At 54.7% G+C, this 23,747-nt stretch carries 18 protein-coding genes; 8 read left to right on the forward strand and 10 right to left on the reverse strand.

Annotation, left to right across the window (positions count from 1 at the left end; translation table 11 throughout):
• Positions 1 to 842: 842 nt before the first annotated feature.
• From speB to K3727_22260, 7 genes are all read right to left on the reverse strand, one after another.
• Positions 843 to 1,811 (reverse strand): agmatinase, encoded by a 969-nt coding sequence (gene speB, locus K3727_22230; GenBank protein ID UWQ93581.1) that lies wholly within the window; start codon positions 1,809 to 1,811, stop codon positions 843 to 845.
• Positions 1,808 to 2,797, reverse strand: coding sequence for an arginase family protein (locus K3727_22235; GenBank protein ID UWQ93582.1), 990 nt, complete (start codon positions 2,795 to 2,797; stop codon positions 1,808 to 1,810). The genes speB and K3727_22235 overlap by 4 nt, the downstream gene beginning before the upstream one ends.
• 72 nt (positions 2,798 to 2,869) lie before the next feature.
• Positions 2,870 to 4,432 (reverse strand): proline/glycine betaine ABC transporter permease, encoded by a 1,563-nt coding sequence (locus K3727_22240; protein UWQ93583.1) that lies wholly within the window; start codon positions 4,430 to 4,432, stop codon positions 2,870 to 2,872.
• Positions 4,429 to 5,478: a glycine betaine/L-proline ABC transporter ATP-binding protein gene (locus K3727_22245; GenBank protein ID UWQ93584.1), complete on the reverse strand. Its 1,050-nt coding sequence runs from the start codon at positions 5,476 to 5,478 to the stop codon at positions 4,429 to 4,431. The genes K3727_22240 and K3727_22245 overlap by 4 nt, the downstream gene beginning before the upstream one ends.
• A gap of 74 nt (positions 5,479 to 5,552) precedes the next feature.
• Positions 5,553 to 6,503 carry an amino acid-binding protein gene (locus tag K3727_22250; protein ID UWQ93585.1) on the reverse strand — a complete coding sequence of 317 codons (951 nt, stop codon included), beginning with the start codon at positions 6,501 to 6,503 and terminating at the stop codon, positions 5,553 to 5,555.
• Positions 6,504 to 6,551: 48 nt separating this feature from the next.
• Positions 6,552 to 7,805 carry a Zn-dependent hydrolase gene (locus K3727_22255; protein UWQ93586.1) on the reverse strand — a complete coding sequence of 418 codons (1,254 nt, stop codon included), beginning with the start codon at positions 7,803 to 7,805 and terminating at the stop codon, positions 6,552 to 6,554.
• Complete coding sequence (locus K3727_22260; protein ID UWQ93587.1) at positions 7,802 to 8,695, reverse strand: amidinotransferase; 894 nt, start codon at positions 8,693 to 8,695, stop codon at positions 7,802 to 7,804. Before K3727_22260 ends, K3727_22255 begins: the two co-directional genes overlap by 4 nt.
• A gap of 118 nt (positions 8,696 to 8,813) precedes the next feature.
• Here K3727_22260 and K3727_22265 point away from each other — a divergent pair, with 118 nt between their 5' ends.
• From K3727_22265 to K3727_22275, 3 genes are all read left to right on the forward strand, one after another.
• On the forward strand, positions 8,814 to 9,740 hold the full coding sequence (locus tag K3727_22265; protein ID UWQ93588.1) for a LysR family transcriptional regulator: 927 nt from the start codon (positions 8,814 to 8,816) through the stop codon (positions 9,738 to 9,740).
• Between the two features lie 432 nt (positions 9,741 to 10,172).
• Positions 10,173 to 11,012, forward strand: coding sequence for an alpha/beta hydrolase (locus K3727_22270; protein ID UWQ93696.1), 840 nt, complete (start codon positions 10,173 to 10,175; stop codon positions 11,010 to 11,012).
• A gap of 320 nt (positions 11,013 to 11,332) precedes the next feature.
• Positions 11,333 to 11,830: a hypothetical protein gene (locus tag K3727_22275; GenBank protein ID UWQ93589.1), complete on the forward strand. Its 498-nt coding sequence runs from the start codon at positions 11,333 to 11,335 to the stop codon at positions 11,828 to 11,830.
• Positions 11,831 to 12,288: 458 nt separating this feature from the next.
• On the opposite strand, the gene K3727_22280 is transcribed toward K3727_22275, so the two are convergent.
• Positions 12,289 to 13,290 (reverse strand): DUF4105 domain-containing protein, encoded by a 1,002-nt coding sequence (locus K3727_22280; GenBank protein UWQ93590.1) that lies wholly within the window; start codon positions 13,288 to 13,290, stop codon positions 12,289 to 12,291.
• A 307-nt stretch (positions 13,291 to 13,597) separates the two neighbouring features.
• Between K3727_22280 and K3727_22285 the strand changes: the two genes are divergently transcribed.
• From K3727_22285 to K3727_22305, 5 genes are all read left to right on the forward strand, one after another.
• Entirely contained in the window at positions 13,598 to 14,992 is a 1,395-nt protein-coding gene (locus K3727_22285; GenBank protein ID UWQ93591.1) for an efflux transporter outer membrane subunit, read from the forward strand.
• A gap of 56 nt (positions 14,993 to 15,048) precedes the next feature.
• The gene (locus K3727_22290) at positions 15,049 to 17,751 is read left to right on the forward strand and encodes an AsmA family protein (GenBank protein ID UWQ93592.1); all 2,703 of its coding nucleotides are present in this window, start codon (positions 15,049 to 15,051) and stop codon (positions 17,749 to 17,751) included.
• Positions 17,752 to 17,905: 154 nt separating this feature from the next.
• Complete coding sequence (locus tag K3727_22295; GenBank protein UWQ93593.1) at positions 17,906 to 18,292, forward strand: hypothetical protein; 387 nt, start codon at positions 17,906 to 17,908, stop codon at positions 18,290 to 18,292.
• A 136-nt stretch (positions 18,293 to 18,428) separates the two neighbouring features.
• Positions 18,429 to 20,036: a mechanosensitive ion channel family protein gene (locus K3727_22300; GenBank protein UWQ93697.1), complete on the forward strand. Its 1,608-nt coding sequence runs from the start codon at positions 18,429 to 18,431 to the stop codon at positions 20,034 to 20,036.
• Positions 20,037 to 20,166: 130 nt separating this feature from the next.
• Positions 20,167 to 20,745, forward strand: a complete 579-nt coding sequence (locus tag K3727_22305) for a hypothetical protein (GenBank protein UWQ93594.1) — start codon at positions 20,167 to 20,169, stop codon at positions 20,743 to 20,745.
• A gap of 72 nt (positions 20,746 to 20,817) precedes the next feature.
• Here the strand turns inward: K3727_22305 and K3727_22310 are convergent, their stop codons facing one another.
• Complete coding sequence (locus K3727_22310; GenBank protein UWQ93595.1) at positions 20,818 to 22,329, reverse strand: AMP-binding protein; 1,512 nt, start codon at positions 22,327 to 22,329, stop codon at positions 20,818 to 20,820.
• Positions 22,326 to 23,729: an aldehyde dehydrogenase family protein gene (locus tag K3727_22315; GenBank protein UWQ93596.1), complete on the reverse strand. Its 1,404-nt coding sequence runs from the start codon at positions 23,727 to 23,729 to the stop codon at positions 22,326 to 22,328. Before K3727_22315 ends, K3727_22310 begins: the two co-directional genes overlap by 4 nt.
• Positions 23,730 to 23,747 lie beyond the last annotated feature (18 nt).

A 23,747-nucleotide genomic window follows, 5' to 3' on the forward strand; every position in this document is an offset into this window, starting at 1 on the left:
AGCGCCATTCGGCGACGAAAACTCTTACGACACGTCCGATTTCCAGGGGTGAACCGCGTTCAAGACCGGAACCGTCGATTGTCGCTCTCACCTTTACTCAACTGCGAAAAACAAAATCTGTCCAGCAGTTTTTTGCGAAATCATCATGTTTTTGTGCTGGATACATAGGTTAATCGCCATTTTAGTTGATGATACAGCAAATCAAGCCACTCGGTCTTTGCGATTCCGATAGCCTGAAACCGCTTTTTGAACGAATCCGCAGCCCCATGATTCGCCGCCGCATTCACAGGCCACCCCCCCGGACACCGGACGTGGAGGGGCCCGGAGCAGAATTGCCAATTTGTCTGATATGGGTTTGGAGAAATCGGAGGACTGTCTTTCAGCCGGCTCTCTCAGCGGCGCAATCCGCCCACAGGAAGAATGCATCAGACTGCGCGTTGCGGTCGGAAGCTGCAGAAAGGTTTTGATCGTGCGGGCTGCGGATCATTTGTGGGCAGCCCCGGTTTTGCAAGGGTATCCTGCAAGCCTCCGACTATCGTGTTGCCGGACGCCATCACGGATGGTCGGTTCCAGAAGACGGCTCAGCAGGCAGCCAATGCCATGCGTTTTGCCCGTCAGGGCCAAGGCTGTACCACCGGATGTGATCAGGTGCCCAAGAGGCCCTTGCGGGATTTCTCGTGGCGGCCCATACACCTGTTCTGTCGATTGAGCCGGTTTTTCACTTTTTGCCTGATCAGCCGAGGTTTTTGGGCACCCTTTTGGGGTCCGGGCTGGACGGGGGCCTGTAGGCCAATCCGTTTGTCTAGCACAGAGAGCCCCCGTGCCAGACCATTTTGGGCGTGTTACTTCATCGCCTGTGACAGCACACACATCAATTCGAACATCAGCGAAATACCCAGCCAGGCAGTGTTGCCCGCGGCGTCAAAGGGGGGGGCAACTTCGACGAGATCGGCACCGATGAGGTTCACACCAGCCAATTCGCGGATCACCTGCTGGGCCTGAAAACTGTTGGGCCCACCAATTTCAGGGGTGCCAGTACCCGGAGCAAAGGTCGGGTCAACAAAGTCGATATCATAGGTGCAATAGGTTGGTTGATCGCCCACAATCTCGCGAACCTCGGCCATGACATGGGGGATGCCGCGGTCAAACAGTTCTTCGATCCGGATGATGCGCACTCCCTGTTCGATCCCCCAATCGATGTCTTCGGTATTGTAAGCCGTGCCGCGAATGCCAACTTGGACAAACCGCTGCGGATCAACCAACCCTTCTTCGATGGCCCGACGGAAAGGGGTGCCGTGGGTGAATTTGTTGCCTCCAAAGTAGCTGTCGAACAGATCTGTGTGGCTGTCGAACTGAATCAGGCCGACCGGGGCCTCGCTGGCCATTGCGCGCAGGATAGGCAAGGTGATCAGGTGATCCCCACCTGCGGTCATCGGCGTGATGCCTTGGGATTTGAGATCAAGATAGAACCGGGTGACTCGGTCCAAGCTGTCCAGAATGTCCACCGGGTTGGGGGGGACATCGCCCAAGTCCGCGCAATTGACGCTGGCAAAAGGGTTGACGCCTGTGGCCGGGTTCATTGCCCGGATCATCGTCGAATAGTCTCTTAACTGGCGGGGTCCATGACGCGCACCCGGTCGGTTGGTGGTTCCGCCATCCCACGGCACGCCGACCAATCCCATCTGAACTTCGCTGTACCGGGGATGGTCCGGTGTCAGGTTGGGCAGGCGCATGAAGGTGGGCACACCGGCGAACCGCGGCAGATCCATGGCTGAAACAGGTTGGAAAAATTCATTGATCTGATCACTCATGACTGGGCCTCCTGCGCCACGTTTTCTGCCACCATCGAAATCATCTCGAACATGATCGCCGAAGCGGTCAGCGCGGTGATCTGGTTCGGGCTGTCCTTGGTCGGCATCATACAGACGATATCGCCGCCCACGATGTTCATTCCACGCACTGCACGCAACAGGGCAACAGCTTCGTCAATGTCGAACCCTTTTTCGCCTGGCTCCAAGTTGGACACACCCGGGGCAATTGTCGGATCAAGACAGTCGAGGTCAAAGGTGATATAGACCGGGCGGCCCGCCATGACCTGTTGAATCTGGGCTACCACATTTTCGACGCCGCGTTTGCGAAAATCCTTCATGGTCACCACATTATAACCATAGTCATAGGACGGCTGCAGCCAGTCCAAAGTACGGGCATGGCCCCGCAGGCCGATCTGCATCGAATGGGTCGGGTCGACCTTGCCCTGATCGGCCAGATAGGCCCCCCAATGGGCCGCCGATTTCCGCGCACCCAGAAAATGATCCACTTTGGTGAACACATCCGTATGGGCGTCGAAATGCAGAAAACAAACCGGCTCACCGTTGGTGATCTGGCCACAGCCGATGGCCTGTACGATGCCGCCAGTGATCGAATGATCCCCGCCTACCGAAATCGGACGTGCACCGGCGGCGTCAATTTCGGTATAGAAGCGGGTGATTTGCTCGATGCAGTCTTCGTTGTCGTTGGCGCGGGGGAATGGCACATCCCCTACATCGACGATATTGGCCGCTTCCCATGGGTTCAGCTGAAATTCACCGTGCACCCTGCGTGCAACGGATGATACATTTCGCAACGCACGGGGTCCCAGATGCTGGTCACGTTCAGTCGTGCCATTGCCCGTAGAATGAGGCACCCCGACCAAGGCGATGTCCTTGCCCTCGGGTCCTTCGTTCGGGCAACGGAACATGGTGGGAATGCCCCACCAGTACAGGTTTTCCATCATGGATTTCAGATGTTCGTCAGCCATGTCAGCCTCTTGTCGTAACGAAAAAAAGGCCCCGACACCAAAGAACGTGCCGGGGCGAGGGAGAAGGTTTACTTAGCTGCCGCCACCGACCTTGCGGCGGTACATGCCTTGGGCGATCCGATCGATGACCATGGCGCAGAACAGGATGGCGAGCCCGCCCAACAGACCCTGCCCTTTGGCAGCGTATTGCAAGGCTTCCAGGATCAGAGCACCCAGCCCTTCGGCACCAATCAGCGAGGCAATCACAACCATAGACAATGACATCAGGATGGTCTGATTGATGCCGGTCATGATCGACGGCAGCGCCAATGGCAGTTCCACATTGAACAGCAGTTGCCGTTTTGAGCATCCAAACGCGATAGCAGCCTCTTTGGTTGTTTCGGGCACACCACGCATTCCCAACGCGGTCAGCCTGATCACCGGTGGCATGGCAAAGACCAACGTGGCCAGGACCCCGGGTGGCTTACCAGTGCCAAAGAAGGCAATGATCGGGATCAGATAGACAAAGGCGGGCATGGTTTGCATGAAATCCAACACCGGTTCGGCAAACGCGTACGCGCGTTTTGATTTGCCAAACCAGATGCCCAACGGGATACCGATCACCACGCACAAAAAGGCCCCTGCGCCGATTAGCGCCACGGTGATCATCGCCAGCTCCCACAGGCCCATAAAGGCCAGATAAGCCAGCGAAGCAGCGGTAAAGATCGCCACACGCGGCCCGGCCAGACGCAGCGCCATCACCACGGTGACAAACATCACCACCGGCCAGGGAGTCTGGATCAGCAGGACTTCCAGCCCATCCAGCACCCAGCGAATGGCCGCGGTCACCCCGTCAAAAACATCGCCAAAATTATTGGCCAACCAGTCAAATCCCGCGTCGCCTTTCTTTGAAAGATAGGCGAAATATTCCCTGCCTACCGGAAATTCAGTGATCGGAATCCGATCCCCCAAGATCCCTCCGGTCAGGTTGGCGACCATGTCGTCAGGTTTGGCGACAGTGAACCGGATCAGGGTCAGAGGCCAGATGGCCATAATCCCGATCAGGCCAAAGACAACGCCGGACCGTTTGAGCCCACTTTGTTCATTCTGCGTGGCCCGCCAACGCAGATACTGCGCTTCATAGGCGTAATTGGCATAAAACCCTTCGGCCAGCTTGACCAGTGCGAGCAACACCAACCCGGAAATCAGAATGAATACAGTTTCGCTGGCTGCATCGTTGGCGGCCTGAAGCGCTTTGTCCGCCGCACCTTTCAGATTATTGGCAATCTTTAACTTGGCCTCGGCGCCGGCGGCATCGCCTGCGGCTGCCAGATCTGCAGCCTGGGATTCGCGTTTGGCAATATTGGCGAGCAGACGTTCGTGACGGGCCAGTTGGTCCGCTCCAAGTTCCCCCCACAATCCGCGCCCAATTTGCACCAAGGCAAACAGTTCGACCATCAGGAAGATCCAGAAAAATCCCCAAACGCCGCGCGCGGCACCCCAGATCGGGCCAAAAACGGCCGCGGGCCAGTTCCACGACCAGGAAAAACCGGTCTTGCCTTGGATGCGGGCGAATTCACGTTCATAGTAGGCGGCGTTCTCTTTGGCAAAGCTCGCAACATCGTGAGACCCGGTTTCCATGGATGAATCCTTCATGCCTTGCCTCCCTGAATACCTTTGAGCAGCGTGGCGCGATCAACCACGCCGATATCGGCCCCATCGTCTCCGGTAATGATAATTACGTTTTCAGTGGTGGTCGCGATGTCGATCAAATGGTCCAGATCGGTGCCGTGATGGGTTCGCGGACTTTCTTCGAAATTCACCGGCCGGGTGGGAGTGTATTCGCTGATCGGCACCATGATCGAATGGGCAAAAACCAATTTCAGCTTGGATATTCCGTCAACAAAGTCCCGCACATAATCATCGGCTGGCTGGGTTACGATCTCTTCGGGTGTGCCGATCTGTATGATACGACCATCTTTCATGATGGCTATACGGTTTCCGATACGGATCGCTTCGTCCAGATCGTGGGTGATAAAGACCGTGGTCTTGTGCAGCTCGGCCGACAGCGCCATGAACTGATCCTGCAACTGCCGTCGGATCAGCGGGTCAAGCGCAGAGAATGGCTCGTCCATCAGCAACACATCCGGGTCCGAAGCAAGCGCCCGGGCCAACCCGACCCGCTGCTGCATTCCGCCTGACAATTCGTTGGGAAACCGGTCTTCATAGCCGGTCAGATTCACCCGCTCCAGACATTTTTGAGACACTTCCCAACGCCGCGACTTGGGCTCTCCGCGCACCTGAAGTGGAAATCCCACGTTGTCACGCACAGTGCGGTGCGGCAGCAGTGCCATATGCTGGAACACCATACCGATATTATTGGCCCGCATGTCGCGCAACCCCGCATCCGACAACGCCATCATGTCGTTACCCATCACGCTGATCTGGCCAGCGGTGGGTTCGATCAGCCGGTTGAGGTGGCGCACCATGGTGGACTTGCCCGACCCGGACAGCCCCATCACACAAAAGATTTCCCCCCGTTTCACTGAAAAAGACACATCGGCAATGCCGACGACACATCCGAACTCCTTCAACACTTCGGGTTTTCCCAGCCCACGGTCACGGATAGCAGCCATAGCCGCATCAGCATTCGTGCCGAATATCTTCCAGACTCCGTCTAGCGTGATTACATCTTCTGTCATTGTTTTCTCCCGGTCTGGCCGATCGGTTCCGGTTGGTGGGGGCAGCATCCGCCTCAAATGCTGCCCCAAGAGGTTCAGTTGAACCAGGAATCAACCAGGTCGCCATTTTCATTGACCCACTTGCGCGCGTATTCCGCCGGGTCGATACCATTGACCGACAGTTCGTAGACGATGACATTGACTTGTTCCGTGGTCAGCTTGACCTGGGACAGCATGGCCGCCGCTTCGGGTTGGGAGTCATTCAGCGTTGCCGAATAAAACACGTGCAACTTGGCTGCGTCCCATGCGGTTGGTGCAGTCGAGTTCTCCAACCAATTCGGGTCATCCGTGGGCTGGCTGATCTTCCACTGCGCTGCATCATAAGCAGGTTCGGTCAACGGCACCAAATCGTAAAGCGAAAACATATGGTGCGGCGTGTAGCAATAGAACACGATATTTTCGCCCTGCGCCACGGCATTGTCGACCTGGGCCAACGCCAGGGCTTCGTCCATTTCCATCAGGTTCATGGTCTCGGCGTAGCCGTAGGATTTGGCGCGGATCTTTTCGACATTGGTCGATGCCCAACCGGCGCCGCCAATCCAGATTTCGCCCCGGCCGTCGCCATCGGTGTCGAAATTTGCCGCCATATCCGGATCCGTCAAATCAGAGAGAGCCGAGATCCCTGTCCGTTCCTGCGTGTCCTTGGTCACACAGATCTGCTGATCCGACAGAACCGCATTGGGGTTCAGGGCGACGCTACCCTTGTCAGTGACAAAGGTGTCATGCAGGTTCTGCTGGTTGGGCAACCAGACCTCGGGATGCACATGCATCGCGCCGGAATCCATTGCTTCGAAAATGATCGGGTTGGTTCCATTCTGCAACTCGACTTCGAGCCCCAGGTTATCTTCCAGTGCCACCTTCAGAATATGCGCGGTACCACGGACCGAAGCCCAGTTGGGCACGCCGATGACAACGTCAGCGGCGAGTGTTGCAGTACCAAGAGACGCCGCCAGGGTCGCCACCGTCAGTGTTTTCCAGGTTTTCATTTTTTTCTCCTAAGCTGTTGGTTCTTTATTTTTCTTGGTTTTGCCGCCCTAGGCCGGTCGCTCCGGGACCAGGGCGGAATGGGTAGACAGCGTCAGCGCTGCCTGGAACAGGACATTGCAACCGGCAGCCAGGTGATCTGGCTCGGCCCATTCGGCCTCGTTATGGCTGAGCCCATCCTTGCACGGGACGAACACCATGGCGGTCGGCACTTTGCGCGCAACCTGACACGCATCATGCCCCGCGCCCGAGATCATCCGCCGATGCGGATATCCCAAGGCCCGAGTTGCGGTTTCAATGGCTTCAACACAACGGGAATCAAAGTGAACCGGCGGGTTGTGCCAGATCATGTCCAATTGCACCTCTGCATCGCGTTCCGCATCAGCCACAGCATGGATAGCTTCGTCCATTGCGCTTAGCGCATTGTCATCTGGGTGACGGAAATCGATGCTGAACCGAACCTCTCCGGGGATGGTATTGCGCGAATTGGGGCAAACGTGCAGTTCGCCCACCGTGCCGACCCCCTCGGGACCATGATCCAGCGCGATGGTTTGGACGGCCGCGATGATCCGGGCCGCCGCGATGAGCGCGTCGCGCCGGCCCGACATGGGGGTGGAACCCGAATGCGCATCGCACCCAAGCACCACGACGTCGTACCAACGTTGACCCTGTCCACCTGCAACCACGCCAATGATCTCGTCATGACGCTCCAATACCGGGCCCTGTTCGATATGCGCTTCCAGAAAAGCGCCCAGATCGTGGGCTCCGCACGGCTCTTTCCCGGCATAACCGATCCGGTCCAGTTCCTCCTTCAGGCACAGCCCATCCTTATCCACACGTGTCAGCGCAAATTCCAGATCAAATAGACCGGAATAGACACCCGAACATAACATTGCCGGCGCAAACCGCGCACCTTCCTCGTTGGTCCAGTTCACCACCTCGATTGCGGCATCGGTCTCGATACCATGGTCATTCAGGCTTCGAACGACCTCGAGTCCGGCCAATACTCCGTAAACCCCGTCGAACTTGCCGCCATGTGGCTGGGTGTCCAAATGGCTGCCCAAGGCAATCGGCAACAGGTCAGGATTGCGGCCCGGACGGCGCGCAAACATATTCCCCAAACGGTCAAAGGTGACCGTACACCCGGCCTCTTCACACCACTGGGTGAAGAGGTCACGGGCAATCTGGTCGTCATCGGTCAATGTCAACCGCCCGCACCCCCCGTTTGACAGGGCACCGATCTGCGCCATGTCCATCAGGCTTTGCCACAGGCGATCACCGTTGATGCGCACGTCAGAAATCATGCCGCCTCGCGGTGAAGCGCCTGAGACAGGCAATGTACGCCGCCACCGCCAAGGGTGAACATCGACATGTCAGGATCATAAACCTCGAATCCCAGCGCCCGCATCTTGGCATTCAGGTCAGTGGCCCCGGCCATGGACAGCACTTTGTTGTCGCCCAGAGCAACGAGATTCACGCCCAGGTTCTTGGCTTCGCGATAGTCCACATCGACAATCTCGATGCCCCAACCTTTGACGATATCCACCAGCCAGGGCTCCATTGCATCAATGCAGGCAACGGCCAGTTTGTCCGCCAGTGGTACGATCAGCCCGTCCATGTGTACGAACTCACGGCTGATAGGAGCAACCACAGCCTCCCACCCTTCGGACCGGACAAAATCAGCAACCTGTTCAGAGCCTTCCTGTTCCGAACGTTCACCGCAATATCCGATCAGTACCCGCCCCGGTTCAATGATGTTGAAATCACCGCCTTCGAAATGACCAGCCGTAGCGAAATTCCAGATCGGGATGTTGTTTTCCTGATAGAATTTGATCGCTGTTACGTAATCAGCGCGACGGCATTTCAGCTGCATATGACAGATCAATGCTCCCCATGGGGTCATCGCCGAACTGTCTCGTGCAAAGAAATTGCGGTGCAGCACCTCGTCGCTATCCAGATAATGGCAGGTGACGCCGTTCTCTTCGTAGATCGACACCATTTCCGAATGCTGTTTCATCGCCAGTTGCAGATCAAATTTGTGTCCGGTCTTTTCGGCGTTGGCAAGGGTTCGCCCGATCAACGGACCGGCTTCGACCCATTTGAAATACTCGGGCTTGCCCAGCAAAACGTCAGTCAACTTGGCATAGTCGTTGTCAATGCCCCAACGCTGCGAAACCCCGCCGTGTGATGTCATGATATTCGTTCCCTTTTTCGCGAATGGCTGATCTCGGGGCACGCTGTCACAGAAATTATATTGATTAAATTACAGATTAAGGGACTTAACTTTTATATTTATACACGTATTGTGCCTCATGCTTCCTCCGTCTTTTTCCAAAGCCGACCTTCACCTGCTGCACGTCTTTTCCGCAGTCGTGGACGCACGCGGGTTTTCGGCGGCCCAGATTTCGCTGAACGTGTCTGCGTCGACCATTTCCCGCCAGATCACCGATTTGGAAACCCGATTGGGCATGCGGCTATGTCAACGTGGGCGAAAAGGGTTTCGGCTGACGGACAAGGGGGAAATCGTCTATGCCGCATCCCGCAAGCTGTTTGCTGCCCTGGATCAATTCGGGGAAACCGTGGATGGCACACGGGGCAAACTGGTTGGGCGGTTGTCTGTCGCTGCGATTGACAATTGGGTGTTCAACGACGAGGCGCCGATCTTGGGGGCCTTGGGCGAACTGACCCGCATTGCTCCCGATGTTTCCATCGAAATCCACTCACTGGCCCCGGACGAGATCGAAATCGCGGTGCAGGACGGACAGATTGCCGTGGGCGTCGGCGTGTTTCACAAACACAAACCCGGATTGATTTACGAATTGTTGGGTGTGGAGAAAATCGGCCTCTATTGTGGCATCGACCACCCCTTGTTCCAGGCGGACACGCCCCAAGACGTGCAAAGATTGCTGCCACAGGCCAATTTCTGCAAACGCGCATACCTGAACGAAGATGTCGTTGCACCTGTATCCAGAGGATTGAAATCGAATGCCAGCGCGCATCAGATCGAAGGTGTTGCGATGCTGGTACTGACGGGGCGCTATGTCGGCTATCTCCCCGAAAGCTTTGCTGATATTTGGGTACGTGACGGTCGATTGCGGACCGTCGGAGCAGGTGCCTACGATTTGAAGTCAGAAATCAAGATGGTTCGCAAACGCGGAGAAGAGCCCAACCTGGTGTGTAAAACGTTCATCAAGTTGTTAAAGGATGCCGCCCAGACGAGCACACATATGACGCCTTGAAACTTTGCTGTGCGACGTCCGAGGCATCGTGCCTTGTTGAACTTCTCCACAGACTATGGGAGGATTTCAAGGTAACATTTTCGACTCGTATCTAGCGGCCAACAATTGAATCGCTATTGGAGGACCCGGCTTTTGGGGCCCCAGGAAAGCCAGATTATGCTTCAACATCGCCTCTTTGGGCGTCTATTTCAGATGCTTTCCATATTGCTTGTGACGTTTTCCGCCTCCTGCAGCAGGCCACCAGATCTGGTAGGTGTGGACAATCCGGAAACCCCGGTTGCCAAGACCACATCAACCAAACGCAAAGTGTTTCTGGCCACCACCCGCGAAGCAAGCGAAGTCGTTGAGGTTTTCTTCACCTCTGAACGTGCGCCTGACCTCGGGCTTGCGTCTGTTGTTGTGTCGATTCCACCCAACCATGTCCCCGGACAGATCGAACGGCCCAAGCGCCTGCCACCAGATCCAACGACCGAATTCGCAGTCGTCGAGCCGACAGTGTACAAATCTGAGAACAGTTTTATTTCCGAAATCAATCGCGAGTTGGCCAAGAAACCTCCAAAAGACCGGAACCTGATGCTGTTCGTGCATGGTTACAACAACACGGCCAGTGACTCGATTCTCAGGATCGCCCAATTTGTCGAGGACACCGGCTTTAACGGCGTGCCTGTATTGTTTTCCTGGGCCTCGGCCGCCAAGGTTTCGCATTATGTTTACGATCTGAATAGTGCCCTGGCGGCACGTCCCTTGTTGTTGGAGGCCTCGGGTATTTTACAGCGAACAAATGCCCAGGGGTTCGACGTATTCGCTCATTCAATGGGAGGGATGCTGATGCTCGAGGCAATCGTACATGCCGAGCTTTCCGGTAAATACAACATCGGAGGCCGTTTGGGGAACGTCATGTTGGCGTCACCGGACATCGATCTTGATGTGTTCGAGTCGCAGCTGGCTTCTCTGGACCCAAAAGAACGGAATTTTACGATCTTTGTCGCGAATGACGACAAGGCGCTAAAGTTCTCGCGCTGGATTTCAGGAGGGGTGCCCCGGGTCGGCGCAGCTCATACTGAGGCCTTGGCGGAATTGGGAGTGACCGTAATAGATTTGAGCCAGGTCGATGATTCATCCTCTGGCACGCACTCCAAGTTTGCCGGCTCGCCCGAAGTCGTCCAGGTTATTGGAAACAGTCTCAAGGCTGACAATTACCAAAGCGGCAAGTCACAGCTGGTATTGCTGGAAATCCTGGGGTCAAGCGCTGTCCTGACTGTATTGCAGTAACCCAACGCACACGGCCATGTTCAGGTCGCTGACCTGAACAGCGGCTCAACCCAAAACTCTACGATGCCAGCTTCGCATTGCGAATCGACAAAGCAGGCTGGAACAGATCTGAGACCCGTTGCCTACCAAACGATGGGCCATTTACCTAAACGACCAAACCCGGCTTGATCGCTTAGTACTTTGTTAATTGGTGTCAATATTACCTTCCGGTACGTAGCTTTGGCACAACTTGACTAGCCGTCTCATTCATAAATCTATATGCTTTGTCCTGCTCGCCTTGGAGCCCGCACATTATGATTCCCTATTAGGAGACAATAGAAATGAACGTCACAAAATTTGCTGCCGCCGCCGTTATCGCCGCTGTTTCTTCAACAGCTGCATTCGCTGATACGTTTACAAAATACGGCGAAGTTGAAGGTTGGAATGTATTCACCCACAACGAATGGTCCGCGTGCCTGATGGAGAAAAGCGACGACGCGGGAAATGTCGTCCAGATGGGGTATACCAAAGGCCATGACGCTGGGTATGTCGGTGTTTTCACCAAGGCGGAAACCGACATCAAACGCAACGCCAAGGAAGCAGTCGTGATTCAGATTGCCGACGATTTCTATTATGGTGACGCCACAGGTATGCGCGGAAACGTGACCGAGGGGTACACCGGCGGGTATGTGCTTTCAAACAATGCACAATTCTTTGATGATGTTGCGCGTCAGTACACCATGATTGTATTCCCCGAAAAAGAATATGCCTTTACCGTTGATCTGACCGGCACCCTGAAGGGTATCGAAATGGTCCGTGCCTGCCAGTCTGCCCAGTAAGTTAACGATCAAGTTTGACTAAAGATGTTCTGATGGTCGCCCGTTGTGGGCGGCCATTATCATTTTGCCTTAGATATCCCACATAGATCCGTCTGCCGACACCAGCGACGATCCGATTTTGTGATCCACTTCGACCTAGAAAAACACCAAAAACTCTACTTCATATCATCAGGGTATCGGGCGGGCTCAAGTTTACCCTGTTGCGGGAAAAAACGGTCCTCATACCGTGGCGCAAATTCGGCACTCACCAAATCCTGATTTCGATAGCTCACTGTGACCCGCGAATTCTATCGTTGGTTCAGTCATTCGGCCCTCGATAGCAGGGAACCGGATTTCGCAAACTTTGGTCAACGTATTACAATGGCGGCCAGGAGATGCACATTTTTTAACCATTTTGGCAAGTCATATGCCCAATTTTTCCGCACATTTAGCCAATTCCAGAGCTCTCGATGCAAATTTTAATTTGGCGTCGGAACACCCAGCCGAATTGCGTTGGAAAACTGAGGGTTCAATCCAATTGCCAAAGCTCGGGGTGCTATCCGACCCAACGCTCTGAGATCCCCCAAGGGGATTGTGGTGTTCAAAGCACCTTGATCATACCCGTAATCCGGAAGATATCCGTTTGCGATAATACGCCAGTCAAATCGGTACCCATTCCCGATTGCTTTCATCATTTTGAACACAACTGTCGTGCAATTGGTGGTCACCGAGTTATACCACTGCGGCACCCGGGCCAGCGCGTTAGCCTCTGACACATATTCCTCGAGCAAGGCGCGGGCCTGTTCCGGACGTGCATTCAATCGAAATAGCTGTACATCTTCGCCGCGCACGTTGGAGCGCACCCCAACAACGTCCTGTTCCGATGCCGCCACAATGACCAAGGTATTTTCCTTGAAAAAGTCAGCCACGGGAGAAAACCCACCATCGACTTCACGACGTACTTCCACTGACCAGGCCAGAAACTGTCCGTCCGAGAACCCAAAACTCAGAATGAAATGCGCCATCTCCGGCCCGGCCCAATAGGAGAGAAACATATCAACCGATGTTAGTCGGTCCAGATCATAGGTTCGGGTGGTCCACTGCTCGGTGAAATCTGTATTTGTACGCCATTCAAATTCCCGAACGTTGGTTAGAGTCAGGATGTTCTCGTCAATGTCCCCAGTCACCTGGCGTGAAACATCGGTCGCCCAATTTCCTGTTTCAGGTGGCTGAAGCGTATTCCACCAAACCACTAGCCCCGCAAAAAACAACGCAAACAGCCCCATCGTCCGCCACCTGAACGGCCCGAAATAGGCAATCATCGTCGCCACGCTGCCCAGGCCCCAAAACCCGCTCACGACAAGTCGCGCCACCTCCGGCAGTGGAGCCCTGAACCAAATGGCCAAACCACCCCAAACCCCAACAAGAGCCAGACCCAAAACGACAGCGACAATTCCAAAAACCCGCAAAAGGCGTATCATTTTGGCCCCATTTTCCGATGAACTCATCAAGACGGGTTCCCGAAAATTGGTCAAGGGGCCTTCTCAATCCGCGATGTGTGAGATGTCCAGTTTTTTGATCCTACCCAAAGAAAAGGACAAAGAGGTGAGTCGAGATTGTCACCAATGCTACCAACATATGTCAGGAGCGCGACAAATAGGTTGCGTCTGTCAAACCGGGAGTTGTTTACTGGCCTCAATAACAAAGCAGTTCGACCAGAAAGGACTGGAAAGTCCTTTCCCAGCGATAGGCGCGTCTCGGGTCAGCCGAGAACCGGGGCAATTGAGATTGAAGCGGAACAGAACATATACGGCTGGGGTTACGGACCGGCGCGCAATTTTATGCGGGCTATTGGGCTTGGGGGTGACAGGCTGTACGGTTGGGGAGGATTTTGTCAAACCGACAATGAAACTCTCGCCCAGCTTTGGCCCTGGCAGTTCGGGGCCGGCACGCAAGAATGATGCCAAATGGTGGAGGGGTTTTGACGATCCGGTCATCAATCAGATTGTTGATCTGGGGCTGGAACAGAACTTGGATATTCGCCGCATTGCCGGCAAGATCGAACAATCCCGAGGGGCGTTGGCTGCCGCCGGATATCCGATTTCCGGCAATGCCCGCGTTGTAGAAGCCAAGGCGGATTCAGGTGGGGCTGTGGCGCCATTTCAGACTGGCGCACTCAAAGCCGAAGCCACTTGGAAGCTGGATCTGTTCGGGTACCTCAAACGGGAGCGTGAGGCCGCATTTGCAGGTCTGGAGGCCGCCTATGCGGATTTGAATGTGTGGCGTCTGTTGTTCGTCGATGAAGTCGTCACCGCCTATATCGAAATGCGGTATGCACAGGAATTGATCCGTGTGAACCTGCGGGTTCTGGAGAGTCGAAAGGCAACATTGGAGGTCACCCAGGACCTGGCCAAACAAGGCAAAGCAACCGATCTGGAAATCGCCCAGGCCCATTCATTGGTACTGACCACACAGGCCAGCATCCCCGAAAGCCGGGTGCTTTTCGTGACCATGCTCAACCGGATAATCGCCTTGGTCGGAGCCACCGAGATCCCGGATCGTGACAATTTCGACAAGCGTGCCCCGCAACCCGTAGCCAAATCTCACTTTGTTACCACAGGCATACCCGCTGATCTGGTCAGAAATCGGCCCGATGTTGTCCAGGCCGAACAACAGTTGGCCCAAGCCGTCGCCTTGGTTGGCGTGGCCGAGGCAGACTTGTACCCCAAGCTGACGCTGACCGGAAACATCAACGTGAACTACAGCGGCGAGGCGTTCTTGCCCGGTGCCGGGTTCCTGAGGGCCGCGCTGGATGTTCCAATCTTTGACCGCCCCGTCCGCAAGGCCAGGATCGAATCCGCAAAAGGGTTGGTCAAGGAACGGCAGGCCATCTGGGAAAAGGAAGTTGTCCTGGCAGTCGAAGAAGTTCGAAATTCCATCTATGCGCTGAATCAACATCAACTGGCTGTCAAGGCCGCCAAAAAAGCGGTCAAAGCATCGGAAACTGTCCTGGACATTGCCCGCACCCGGTTTGCGGACGGATCCGTTTCGTTCCTTCAGGTTCTGGATGCGGAACGGTCATTCCTGAATACCGAATACGCCTATGCTTTGGACATACGCAATCAAGCTATGGATTTTGTGAATTTAAACGTTGCGCTGGGGGGCAGCTTTGAAACAAGCTGAGACAGCCTGCAACGCATAAATCTGTCGTGAGACGGCTCCACATACAGGAAGGTCCCATGTCGCATTGGATAGCAAGAATATTAAAATGGGCAGCCATTCTTACCGTTCTTGCTGTCGTTCTGATCTGGCTGGTTCTGGCAGCACCATTTTTCAGCAGCATTCGCAAAGATTTTGTAGCCCGGATCATCACGGATCAGATTGGCCAACCCTTTGACGTAGAGGGGGATGTCCGGGTTGTTTTGGGTGCAACGACCAAGGTTCACGTCAGCGGCGCACGTATCCCAAGCACCAATATCAACGAAGTCGACCTTGCCACATTGAACCTGCTGGAGTGGGAGTTGAATTTGCTCGCTCTACTGGAGCGGCGGATCGACCTGGATAACCTCGTGATCGACGGGCTTCACGTGAACATGGTCACAACCCAAGACGGGACCACCTCCTGGATCAAGCGCACCCCAAAAGCCACTTCAGGTACCGAACCCACAGATCAGTCCAACGACCAGGAACAAGACCCCGGAACAGGAGGCGAAGGCCCGTCGATCCTCGGTTTTCTTCAGGACAGAACAGTCACATTTACTGACATCGGATTGATATCACGGGATGACCGTTCGGGGTTTGAGTTCATTTTCGACCTCCAATCCATCCTTTTGGAGCAACGCGACGGCGGGGATCTTGTGTCCGTAACCGGCAAAGGTTCTGTCAACGGCGAAGGGTTTACGCTGGATGGGAAATACCCCCCGGGCAAACCATTTACGACAACTGTGAATTTCGGGGATATCTCGGTGTCCTATAATGGATCTCCGATTCCGGGCGACCAGGGGGGCGGCCATATGGCCAAGCTGTTGGTCGACACCGGTGAAATCGGAAACGTCTTTGACGTTCTGGGATTGTCGCGCAGCCTGGAAGGGTCCGGAACATTGGGCGCGGACATCACGAGCCAACCGAACAAACTGGCAATCCGGAATATCACGTCGACCTTTGATCTGAACAAGGGTCAGCAGGTCACCGTCACAGGAGGAGCCGAGAACCTGCGGCCAGTCGATGGATTGGACATCATATTCACAGCCCGTCTCCACCCCAAAGATCAGCCCCCTGCCAAAGCAGAATCGCTAAAAGACCTAAAGTTGACCGACATCAATGCCCGGATCATCAGCCAGGCCGGCAAGCTCGAGTTCAAAAAGCTGGTTATTGGTACGAACGCCTTTGATCAGGGATTGGACAGGGTTGGGCCGATTTCAATCGGACGTGTCTATCGGACAAAGAACAAGACGCTGGGATTGAAGGACGTACAACTTCAGGCGGGCCCTCGCACTGCCCCCTATATCGTGGCACGTGGCAATGTCGGGGACATCTTTCAATTCAAGAATGTGGATCTGGAGGGAACTCTGGCGGGTGACTCCTCACTCCTTCTCAAGAGTCTGTCCAAAGAGGATGCAGCCAGATTTGGTAGCGTATCAGCTGATTTTAGTGTTTCTGACCAAACCGGGCCTTTGAGCCTGACGCAGTTGAAGGCACGCACCAAAGGAACGGATCTGTGGTCTTTGGCTGCTGACATATCAGTCAAAAATGTGACGAGTCTGGAAGGTCTGGAAACTGACCTGAAACTGACAATCGCCGAACCGAAAGATTTTTTGACGGCTTTGGGAATTGAACCGGTCGATGTCGGAACGCTTGAGTTTGGTCTGAGCCTGAAGGGCGCGGCCGAGGCCGCGAAAATTGGCGTTGAATTCAAGGCGGGTGAAAGTGACCTCAGGACGGATCTGTCCTTTGATCTCAGCAAAGAGATAAATGTCATCCGAGGCGAGATCCTGAGCAACAGAATTCGCCTTGCCGATCTGCGGGACGGTACCAAAGCCATCATTCAGATCCGCAAGCAGAAAGACCCCACAGCTGCAGATCCCAAATCAAAGGATGACGGCAAACCGCCCATTCAGCCACTGGTCCTGGAAAAAAACAGCAAGATCTTGGATCTGGAACGTATTCTGACCCAGACCGACCTGGAAATTTCTCTGGTGCTGAAGGAATTCGTCGGCAACGCCGGGGTGTCGTCGATGAACAGCCAGTTCATTGCCAAAGAAGGGCAGATCGAAGCCGGACCGCTCGAATTGTTTTATGGTCCAGGGTTTTTCAAGGTTACGGCAGCAATGGACGCTATCGAAAACCCGACACTTTTGAAGGTTGTCGGATCAACCAGCGGTTGGAACTTTGGCAAAATTCTGGATGCTGTTGGCCTGAACATCGACGCAGCCGGTACGTTGAACGCCGCCTTTGACATCACGGGAAACATCACATCCGGCAAAACATTTATCAACTCGATGTATGGATCTGCATCCTTGAACATGGGCAAGGGATATATTGCCACCAGCCTGTTGGAACTGGCTGGACTGGGCATTTTCCCTTGGCTGTTTTCCGAAGAGCTTGCGGCCGGCAAGACAGAGATTAGTTGTGTCAAAGCACCAATTCGGATCAATGCAGGCCGTGTTAGATTTGATTCAATTGTTGCCGAAACCCGCAGTGTCCAGTTGGTCGCTCAGGGGGATGTCAATTGGCTCAAGGACACGATCGCCTTGAGAGCCGAACCCCGCCGGGTTGGAAAGCCGCTGGCGCGAAGTGCCTGGCCTTTTGAGGTAAGCGGCCAATTGTCAGACCCAAAATTCAAACTTATTGTCGGGGGTTCGCGCAGCAAACGGACGGACGGAGCCACCGAAATGCCAACAGACCGAGTTCCTTGTCGGCCTGATATTCAGCAACTCAAATAGCGCTTGCACCCCAGGGCGGCGACCTCTCGGCGCGAATTGCAAAGGAGATTGAAACATGTTCCACAAACTGCTGCTTGCGGCACTTTGCTTGGTTGGATTCACTTCGACAGCTTCTGCGCAGGAATACGCCACATCCGGAGATTGGGTCATCAACGTGAACCCGGACAATGGCAACGGTTGCTATATGCAGAAAACCTTTGAAACCGGCACCTTGATTCAGGTCGGTTTTGATCCCGCCCGCAAAGGTGCTTTTTTTGCAGCTTATAACGCAGCCTGGACAGATATCGTCGTTGGCGAGACCAGCGCGCCCCTGTTCGATTTCAATGACTCCAGATTCCAAGGAGAAGCCCTGGGCGTGGAATTGAATGGAGTACCCGGAGGGTATGCGTTCTTTGACAATCCAGAGTTTGCATCGGAATTTGGCAGACGGTTGTCGTTTACATTGCAAGGCGCCAAAGGCGGTTCCGAAGAATTTGATCTGGCTGGGAGTCAGCGAGCCATCTCAGTTGTCAAGGAATGTCAGACCGCACAAGAAGAGTGATTTTGCCATCGCACCGAAAACTCGCGCAGGTAAGACACAGGTAAATTGACGGGGAGACGGGATGCACGGAATTGGGTCAATCAGGATTGAATTGCCACGAGTCGCAGCGGGGCTCATTGCGTCACTTTGCTTGACCATGTTGCTCGTGACCACCAGCCTGGCACAGGACGCGGCCAAACCCGGATCACCGCAACCTGAGTTGACGGAAGAAAACAACGAAATCTACGTCGCCCCAGTGGTCATAGATGGCGAGACGCTGTTTGTAGTCCGCGGATCCTCAGCCCTGCCAGCAACCGAAAGGGCCGAAAAGGTTCAAGAGCGCGTGCTGCGTGTGGCCGGAGCTTCGGAATCCGACACGGTTTTTGTCCAGCAACTGGATAATGAATTCGGGATAGAGATCCAAGTCGACGGCCGAATGGTGACTATTACTACCCAGGCAGACGCCGACTACGAAGATATCAAGCTGGAAGTCCTCGCCGGGTTACAGGCCCAAGCCCTGGAAGCGGCCGTTTTGACTTACCGGGCAAATCGAACAGACGCCGCCCGCGTCGGAAGTGCCTTTGCCGCGTTGGTCTGGTCCGCTCTGTTTTTTGCCCTGTCGTATCTATTTCTGGGCAAGCGCCGAAAACTGGTGGACATCGTTACCCTGGCCGTTCGCGAACGGTTCGATGCGGTCGAAGAGAAAACACAGGCGTTCGTCCGTGGGAAAGGTATTGCCGCGCTTATTGGATATGCCGTGAACGTTCTGATGTGGATCGGCTACCTGTTCTTGTTCTATTATTACCTATCTTTCGTGCTGCTGGCGTTTACGGAAACCCGGCCGATTGCTGAACTATTGCTCACCTATGTGAGTCAACCGTTGGCCAATTTTGCTTGGGCTGTCATTGAATACGTCCCCAATCTGATCGTTTTGGGGATCATCGCGGCAATCACGCGATTGATCCTTCAGGGATTGGCATTGTTTTTTTCCAATCTCGAACAGGGCGTTTTCAAACTTTCTGATTTTGAAGACCACTGGATCTCTCCGACGTATATGTTAGCGCGAGTGCTGGTCATCGTTGTGGCCCTGGTGTTTGCCTATCCATATATACCGGGATCAGATTCACGTGCCTTTCAGGGGCTGACATTGTTGGCCGGAGTCATGTTGTCTTTGGGTTCCAACACGGTGGTCAGCAATATGATGGCCGGGCTGTTCGTCATCTACCGGCGCAGCACAAACATTGGTGACCGGGTTCGCGTGGGAGACAAAACCGGCGATGTGGTCGAGATCAAACTGATGGAAACGCTTATCAAATCGACAAAGAACGAAATGATCAGTATCCCAAACTCTCAGCTTTTGAATTCAGAGGTGGTCAATCTAACCCGCAAGATTGATGGCCGGGGACTGCTGGTTCACACCATGGTCGGTATTGGGTACGAAGAGCCACCGGCCAAGGTCGAAGCCATGCTGATAGAGGCGGCATTGCGCACAACCAGCCTGAAGAAGTCTCCCCCGCCTTTTGTTTTGTGGACAAAGCTGGCCGACTTTTCGATCAATTACGAAATCAACGCCTATACATCCCGAGGTGAATTCCTGCCCAAAATCCTGTCGGATCTGCACCGCAACATCGTCACCGTCTTCAACGAGAACAACACCCAGATCATGACGCCGTTCTACACTGGCGACCCGGACATTCCAAAGCTGCCAGAAGAACAATGGAATGGTGAACTGGCCCACACCCAGACCAGAAAATCAAAAGGATGATTTCAACATCAACGACGGCAGGTGTGTTTTCTCCGAAACCGCGGCGGGTGTGAAAATCCACGCCCATTAGAACTGGAACACTTGGGGTTGGCCCGTGCCATTCGGGATCCCCATCTTTGGAGGAATATTCATGAAGAATACGATGCTCAGAGGGCTGCTGTTTGTGATCCCGGTCGGCATCCTGCTGCTTGTCCTGGGTCAGGTATTCATGATTAGCATGAAAATCGCCGAAACCATGGACAGCTATATCCCAGCGGATCGGATTGCTGGGATTGCAATGTCGAACATTCTGGCCCTTTTGATTGTCCTTTTGACTTTGTTCGCTGCCGGGATGCTGTCCTATGTGTCCTACATCAATGACAAGGTCATTCTGTTCGATCGCGCATTGTCCCAGAACATGCCCGGCTATTTGCTGATCCGGGGTTTGATTGGCAGCCCTCACAACACCGAGGATCTGGTTGGGAACATCAAATCTGTCATAGTCACATCCGACAACTGGGACCGCATAGGGTTCGAGATCGAAAGGTTTGACGACCAAGTTATCGTGTTCTTTCCCAATCAACCTTCTGTCGTCTCGGGTGTTTCGGTCATCGTGAACCAAAACAAGGTCAGGTCACTGGATATTGCCCCGCGCCAATTGTTTGGCCTGCTGCAGGTGCATGGGCGCGGGTTGGGACAGCAGGTCACCGACCAAAAGGACGACATATAGCCCCGACTGGCAGGGCCTGGATTGAATCTAGGCCGACAAGGCATGATGGTCGGCGATTTGATATGAAACGTCTTAGTCTGACGTACTTGTAGTCAGTGCAACCAGCTTGATCCGCTGGATCTTGCCCGATGGTCCTTTGGGCAGATCATCCAGAACGTGAACAATATCCGGAGCTTTGAATGCCCCAACCTTGTGACGGCAAACAGCGATCAAATCATCTGGGCCCACCAATGACCCGTCGCTCAGCTTGACTGCTGCCTCAACGCGTTCTCCGTATACAGCGCACGGCCGCGCAAAGGCCGCGGCTTCAATCACATCGGGATGCGAATACAACGCTTCGTCGATCTCACGCGGTGCAATGTTCTCGCCCCCCTTGATGATCAGCTCCTTCAGGCGTCCGGTCACAAAGAAATAGCCATCTTCATCAACATGACCCAGATCGCCGGTGCGCAACCACCCGTCAGTGGTGAATGTGTCTTTGGTTGCTTGCGGGTTCTTGAGATACTCCCGCATGACATTTGGACCTCGCACCGCGATCTCACCCTGTACATTGCCAGGGAGTGGTTTCAGGTCGGGCGACAGAACGCACGCTTCGTTGCCAAAAGCCTTGCCAGGAGAGCCAATCTTGCGAACCCCCGGTGGCAAGGGGTTTGACAGAATCTGCGCCGCCGTTTCGGTCAAACCCATGGTTTCAACAATTGGAACGTCAAAGCGTGTTTCAAATTTTGTCTGAACGTCAGGAGACAACGCAGAAGACGCGGAACGGCCAAATCTGAGGCGCGCCCGGGTCTGAGGATCGGGTGTCGCATCTGCATGGAGAAGATGTGAGATGATTGTTGGCACAACGGAGAACCAGGTTGCGTGGCATTCCTTGCATTGGGCCCAGAATTGGCTGGCCGAGAATTTCCCGGCAATTGCCAACTGCCCGCCCGAGATCAATGTGCTCATGACAGAAACACACAGCCCATTGATATGATACAGTGGCAGAACACAAAGCCCACAATCCCGTTCAGACAATTCATGCGCCACCGTAGGCGTCCACCCACCGGCAAGTAGGCTGGATTGACTGTGCACCACACCTTTGGGTCGACCGGTCGTACCAGATGTATACATAAGAAGCGCATCGTCTTGCGGATCTACGCTGTGCATCGCAGGTGCAATGTTCGCAGTGTCTTCTTCCAGTTCCCGAAGATTTTCGGGGCGCACCCTGCCAAACTGCTCGGTGACCTCCGGGTTGACCAGGGCAACGCGGGCCTCGCTGTGCTCCAGTGCATAGCCGATTGCCTCATCCCCGGCGACGAGGTTGATGACCGTAGCCCGAAAGCCGCCATACAGAACACCAAAGAGAGATTCGACGGCCACCCGTCCGTTCGGCTGCAAAATCGCGATGCTCTCTCCCTTGGCCAAACCTTTGCCTGTCAGGCGCAACGCCAGATCTCGGGCGCGGGCTCGTAGCTCGCCCCAGGTCAGCGGAGGACGCCCATCAAAGAACCGAAAGGCCACATCAGTGCCCGCTGTTTCCGCCCGATGGTCCAGCCAATCCCGAACGCTCCCCGGAGGCGGTGTATTCGGATCAAATTTCATTGTCCGGCCACCTTCCAATAGTCCGAGAAAATTTCATCCACTGCAGGTTCATTGGGCTCGATTTCGCGGATGACCTTGGTCGTTTGGAGAAAGTGTTTCCAATGCAGGTTATCGTCGATCGAATTGCCGCCCCAGCTGCCACAACCCATCGACAGCGAGAAAGGCATCCCGTTGTTAAACGATCCACCTGTTGCAAACGTGTGGGCCTGATTGACGATGACCCGGCAGGTCGGCAAAAATGTCCCCAGCGCAACGGCGCGGCTGTCTTGGGACGTGTGTATCCCGATAGAGTGCCCTGCCCCCTGATAGTTCAGAATACGCGAGGCGATTTCAGTCGCGTCGACGTAATCCCGGGCCCGGTACAATGCGGCAACACGGCTCAGCTTTTCACCGGACAGCGGGTGATCGGGGCCAATTCCAGACGTTTCGACCACCAGAAATTTTGTGCCCGCCGGCACGGCATCGGCCATCCCCAACGCATTAAGCATCTTGTCAGCATCCTGAGCAATCACAGCCCTGTTCAAATGCCCATCTGGCCACAGCTTGGACACGATCGCAGATTCATCCTGGACCAGCGCTCCCCCAACCTGGGCCAGCTCGGCCAGAAACTGGTCATAAACCGCATCCACAACAATCATCGAGTTCTCCGAAGAACAGGATGTAGCGTTGTCAAATGTCTTGGACGCGGTGATTTTCTGCGCCGCGGCTCTGAGGTCCGCAGTTTCATCAACAATTACCGTCACATTGCCGGCACCGACAGCAACCGCGGGCGTCCCAGCCGTCTGCGCACGATGCACGTTGTTCTGACTGCCCGTGCAGATAATTCGGTCAGATAACTCCATCATGGCCTGGGTTTTGGCCTTGGATCCTGGTGCGGGCAACATCAATACCAAGTCACGGTCCAGCCCGATCTTGTCAAATTCGGCATGAATATAGGTCAACAGCAGTTCACAGCTGGCGACCCCTTTGGGCGATGGGGCCACGACAACGGCATTGCCGCATTTCAGTGCATTGATGATATTGTTGGCAGGCGTTGCAGCCGGATTGGTCGATGGTACCACCGCGCCAACAACCCCCAACGGGCGCGCAATTTCAGTGATTCCACTGGCCGGATCATCTCGGATCACCCCTTGGGTCTGGACCCCCTTGATGTCCCGCATCAATCCCAACGTCTTGCGGTGGTTCTTGGTGATTTTGTCGGGCACATTGCCCAGACCGGTTGTCTGGACGGCGAGTTCAGCAAGTGCCTTGTTTCGCGACGGCTCCATGATGGCCCAGGCCGCTGCTTGTGCAGCGCGGTCATATCGTTCCTGGGTCGCATCCCGCTCATAGGCTTGTTGAGCCGCGCGGGCCCGGGTCATAATCATCTGGACCTGGGCAATGTCATCATCTGCGTTCATCTTTGAATTCCTTTTGGG

The sequence above is a fragment of the Rhodobacteraceae bacterium M382 genome (assembly GCA_025141015.1).
Lineage (GTDB): Bacteria > Pseudomonadota > Alphaproteobacteria > Rhodobacterales > Rhodobacteraceae > Aliisedimentitalea > Aliisedimentitalea scapharcae.

Bases quoted from the DNA above. Each gene is read 5' to 3' on its own strand.
- K3727_22235 (UWQ93582.1), bottom strand. From the start codon at position 2,797: ATGGCTGACGAACATCTGAAATCCATGATGGAAAACCTGTACTGGTGG.
- K3727_22250 (UWQ93585.1), bottom strand. From the start codon at position 6,503: ATGAAAACCTGGAAAACACTGACGGTGGCGACCCTGGCGGCGTCTCTT.
- K3727_22315 (UWQ93596.1), bottom strand. From the start codon at position 23,729: ATGAACGCAGATGATGACATTGCCCAGGTCCAGATGATTATGACCCGG.
- K3727_22310 (UWQ93595.1), bottom strand. From the start codon at position 22,329: ATGAAATTTGATCCGAATACACCGCCTCCGGGGAGCGTTCGGGATTGG.
- K3727_22265 (UWQ93588.1), top strand. From the start codon at position 8,814: ATGCTTCCTCCGTCTTTTTCCAAAGCCGACCTTCACCTGCTGCACGTC.
- K3727_22280 (UWQ93590.1), bottom strand. From the start codon at position 13,290: ATGATACGCCTTTTGCGGGTTTTTGGAATTGTCGCTGTCGTTTTGGGT.
- K3727_22245 (UWQ93584.1), bottom strand. From the start codon at position 5,478: ATGACAGAAGATGTAATCACGCTAGACGGAGTCTGGAAGATATTCGGC.
- K3727_22290 (UWQ93592.1), top strand. From the start codon at position 15,049: ATGTCGCATTGGATAGCAAGAATATTAAAATGGGCAGCCATTCTTACC.
- K3727_22300 (UWQ93697.1), top strand. From the start codon at position 18,429: ATGTTGCTCGTGACCACCAGCCTGGCACAGGACGCGGCCAAACCCGGA.
- K3727_22260 (UWQ93587.1), bottom strand. From the start codon at position 8,695: ATGACATCACACGGCGGGGTTTCGCAGCGTTGGGGCATTGACAACGAC.
- speB (UWQ93581.1), bottom strand. From the start codon at position 1,811: ATGAGTGATCAGATCAATGAATTTTTCCAACCTGTTTCAGCCATGGAT.
- K3727_22255 (UWQ93586.1), bottom strand. From the start codon at position 7,805: ATGATTTCTGACGTGCGCATCAACGGTGATCGCCTGTGGCAAAGCCTG.
- K3727_22240 (UWQ93583.1), bottom strand. From the start codon at position 4,432: ATGAAGGATTCATCCATGGAAACCGGGTCTCACGATGTTGCGAGCTTT.
- K3727_22275 (UWQ93589.1), top strand. From the start codon at position 11,333: ATGAACGTCACAAAATTTGCTGCCGCCGCCGTTATCGCCGCTGTTTCT.
- K3727_22305 (UWQ93594.1), top strand. From the start codon at position 20,167: ATGAAGAATACGATGCTCAGAGGGCTGCTGTTTGTGATCCCGGTCGGC.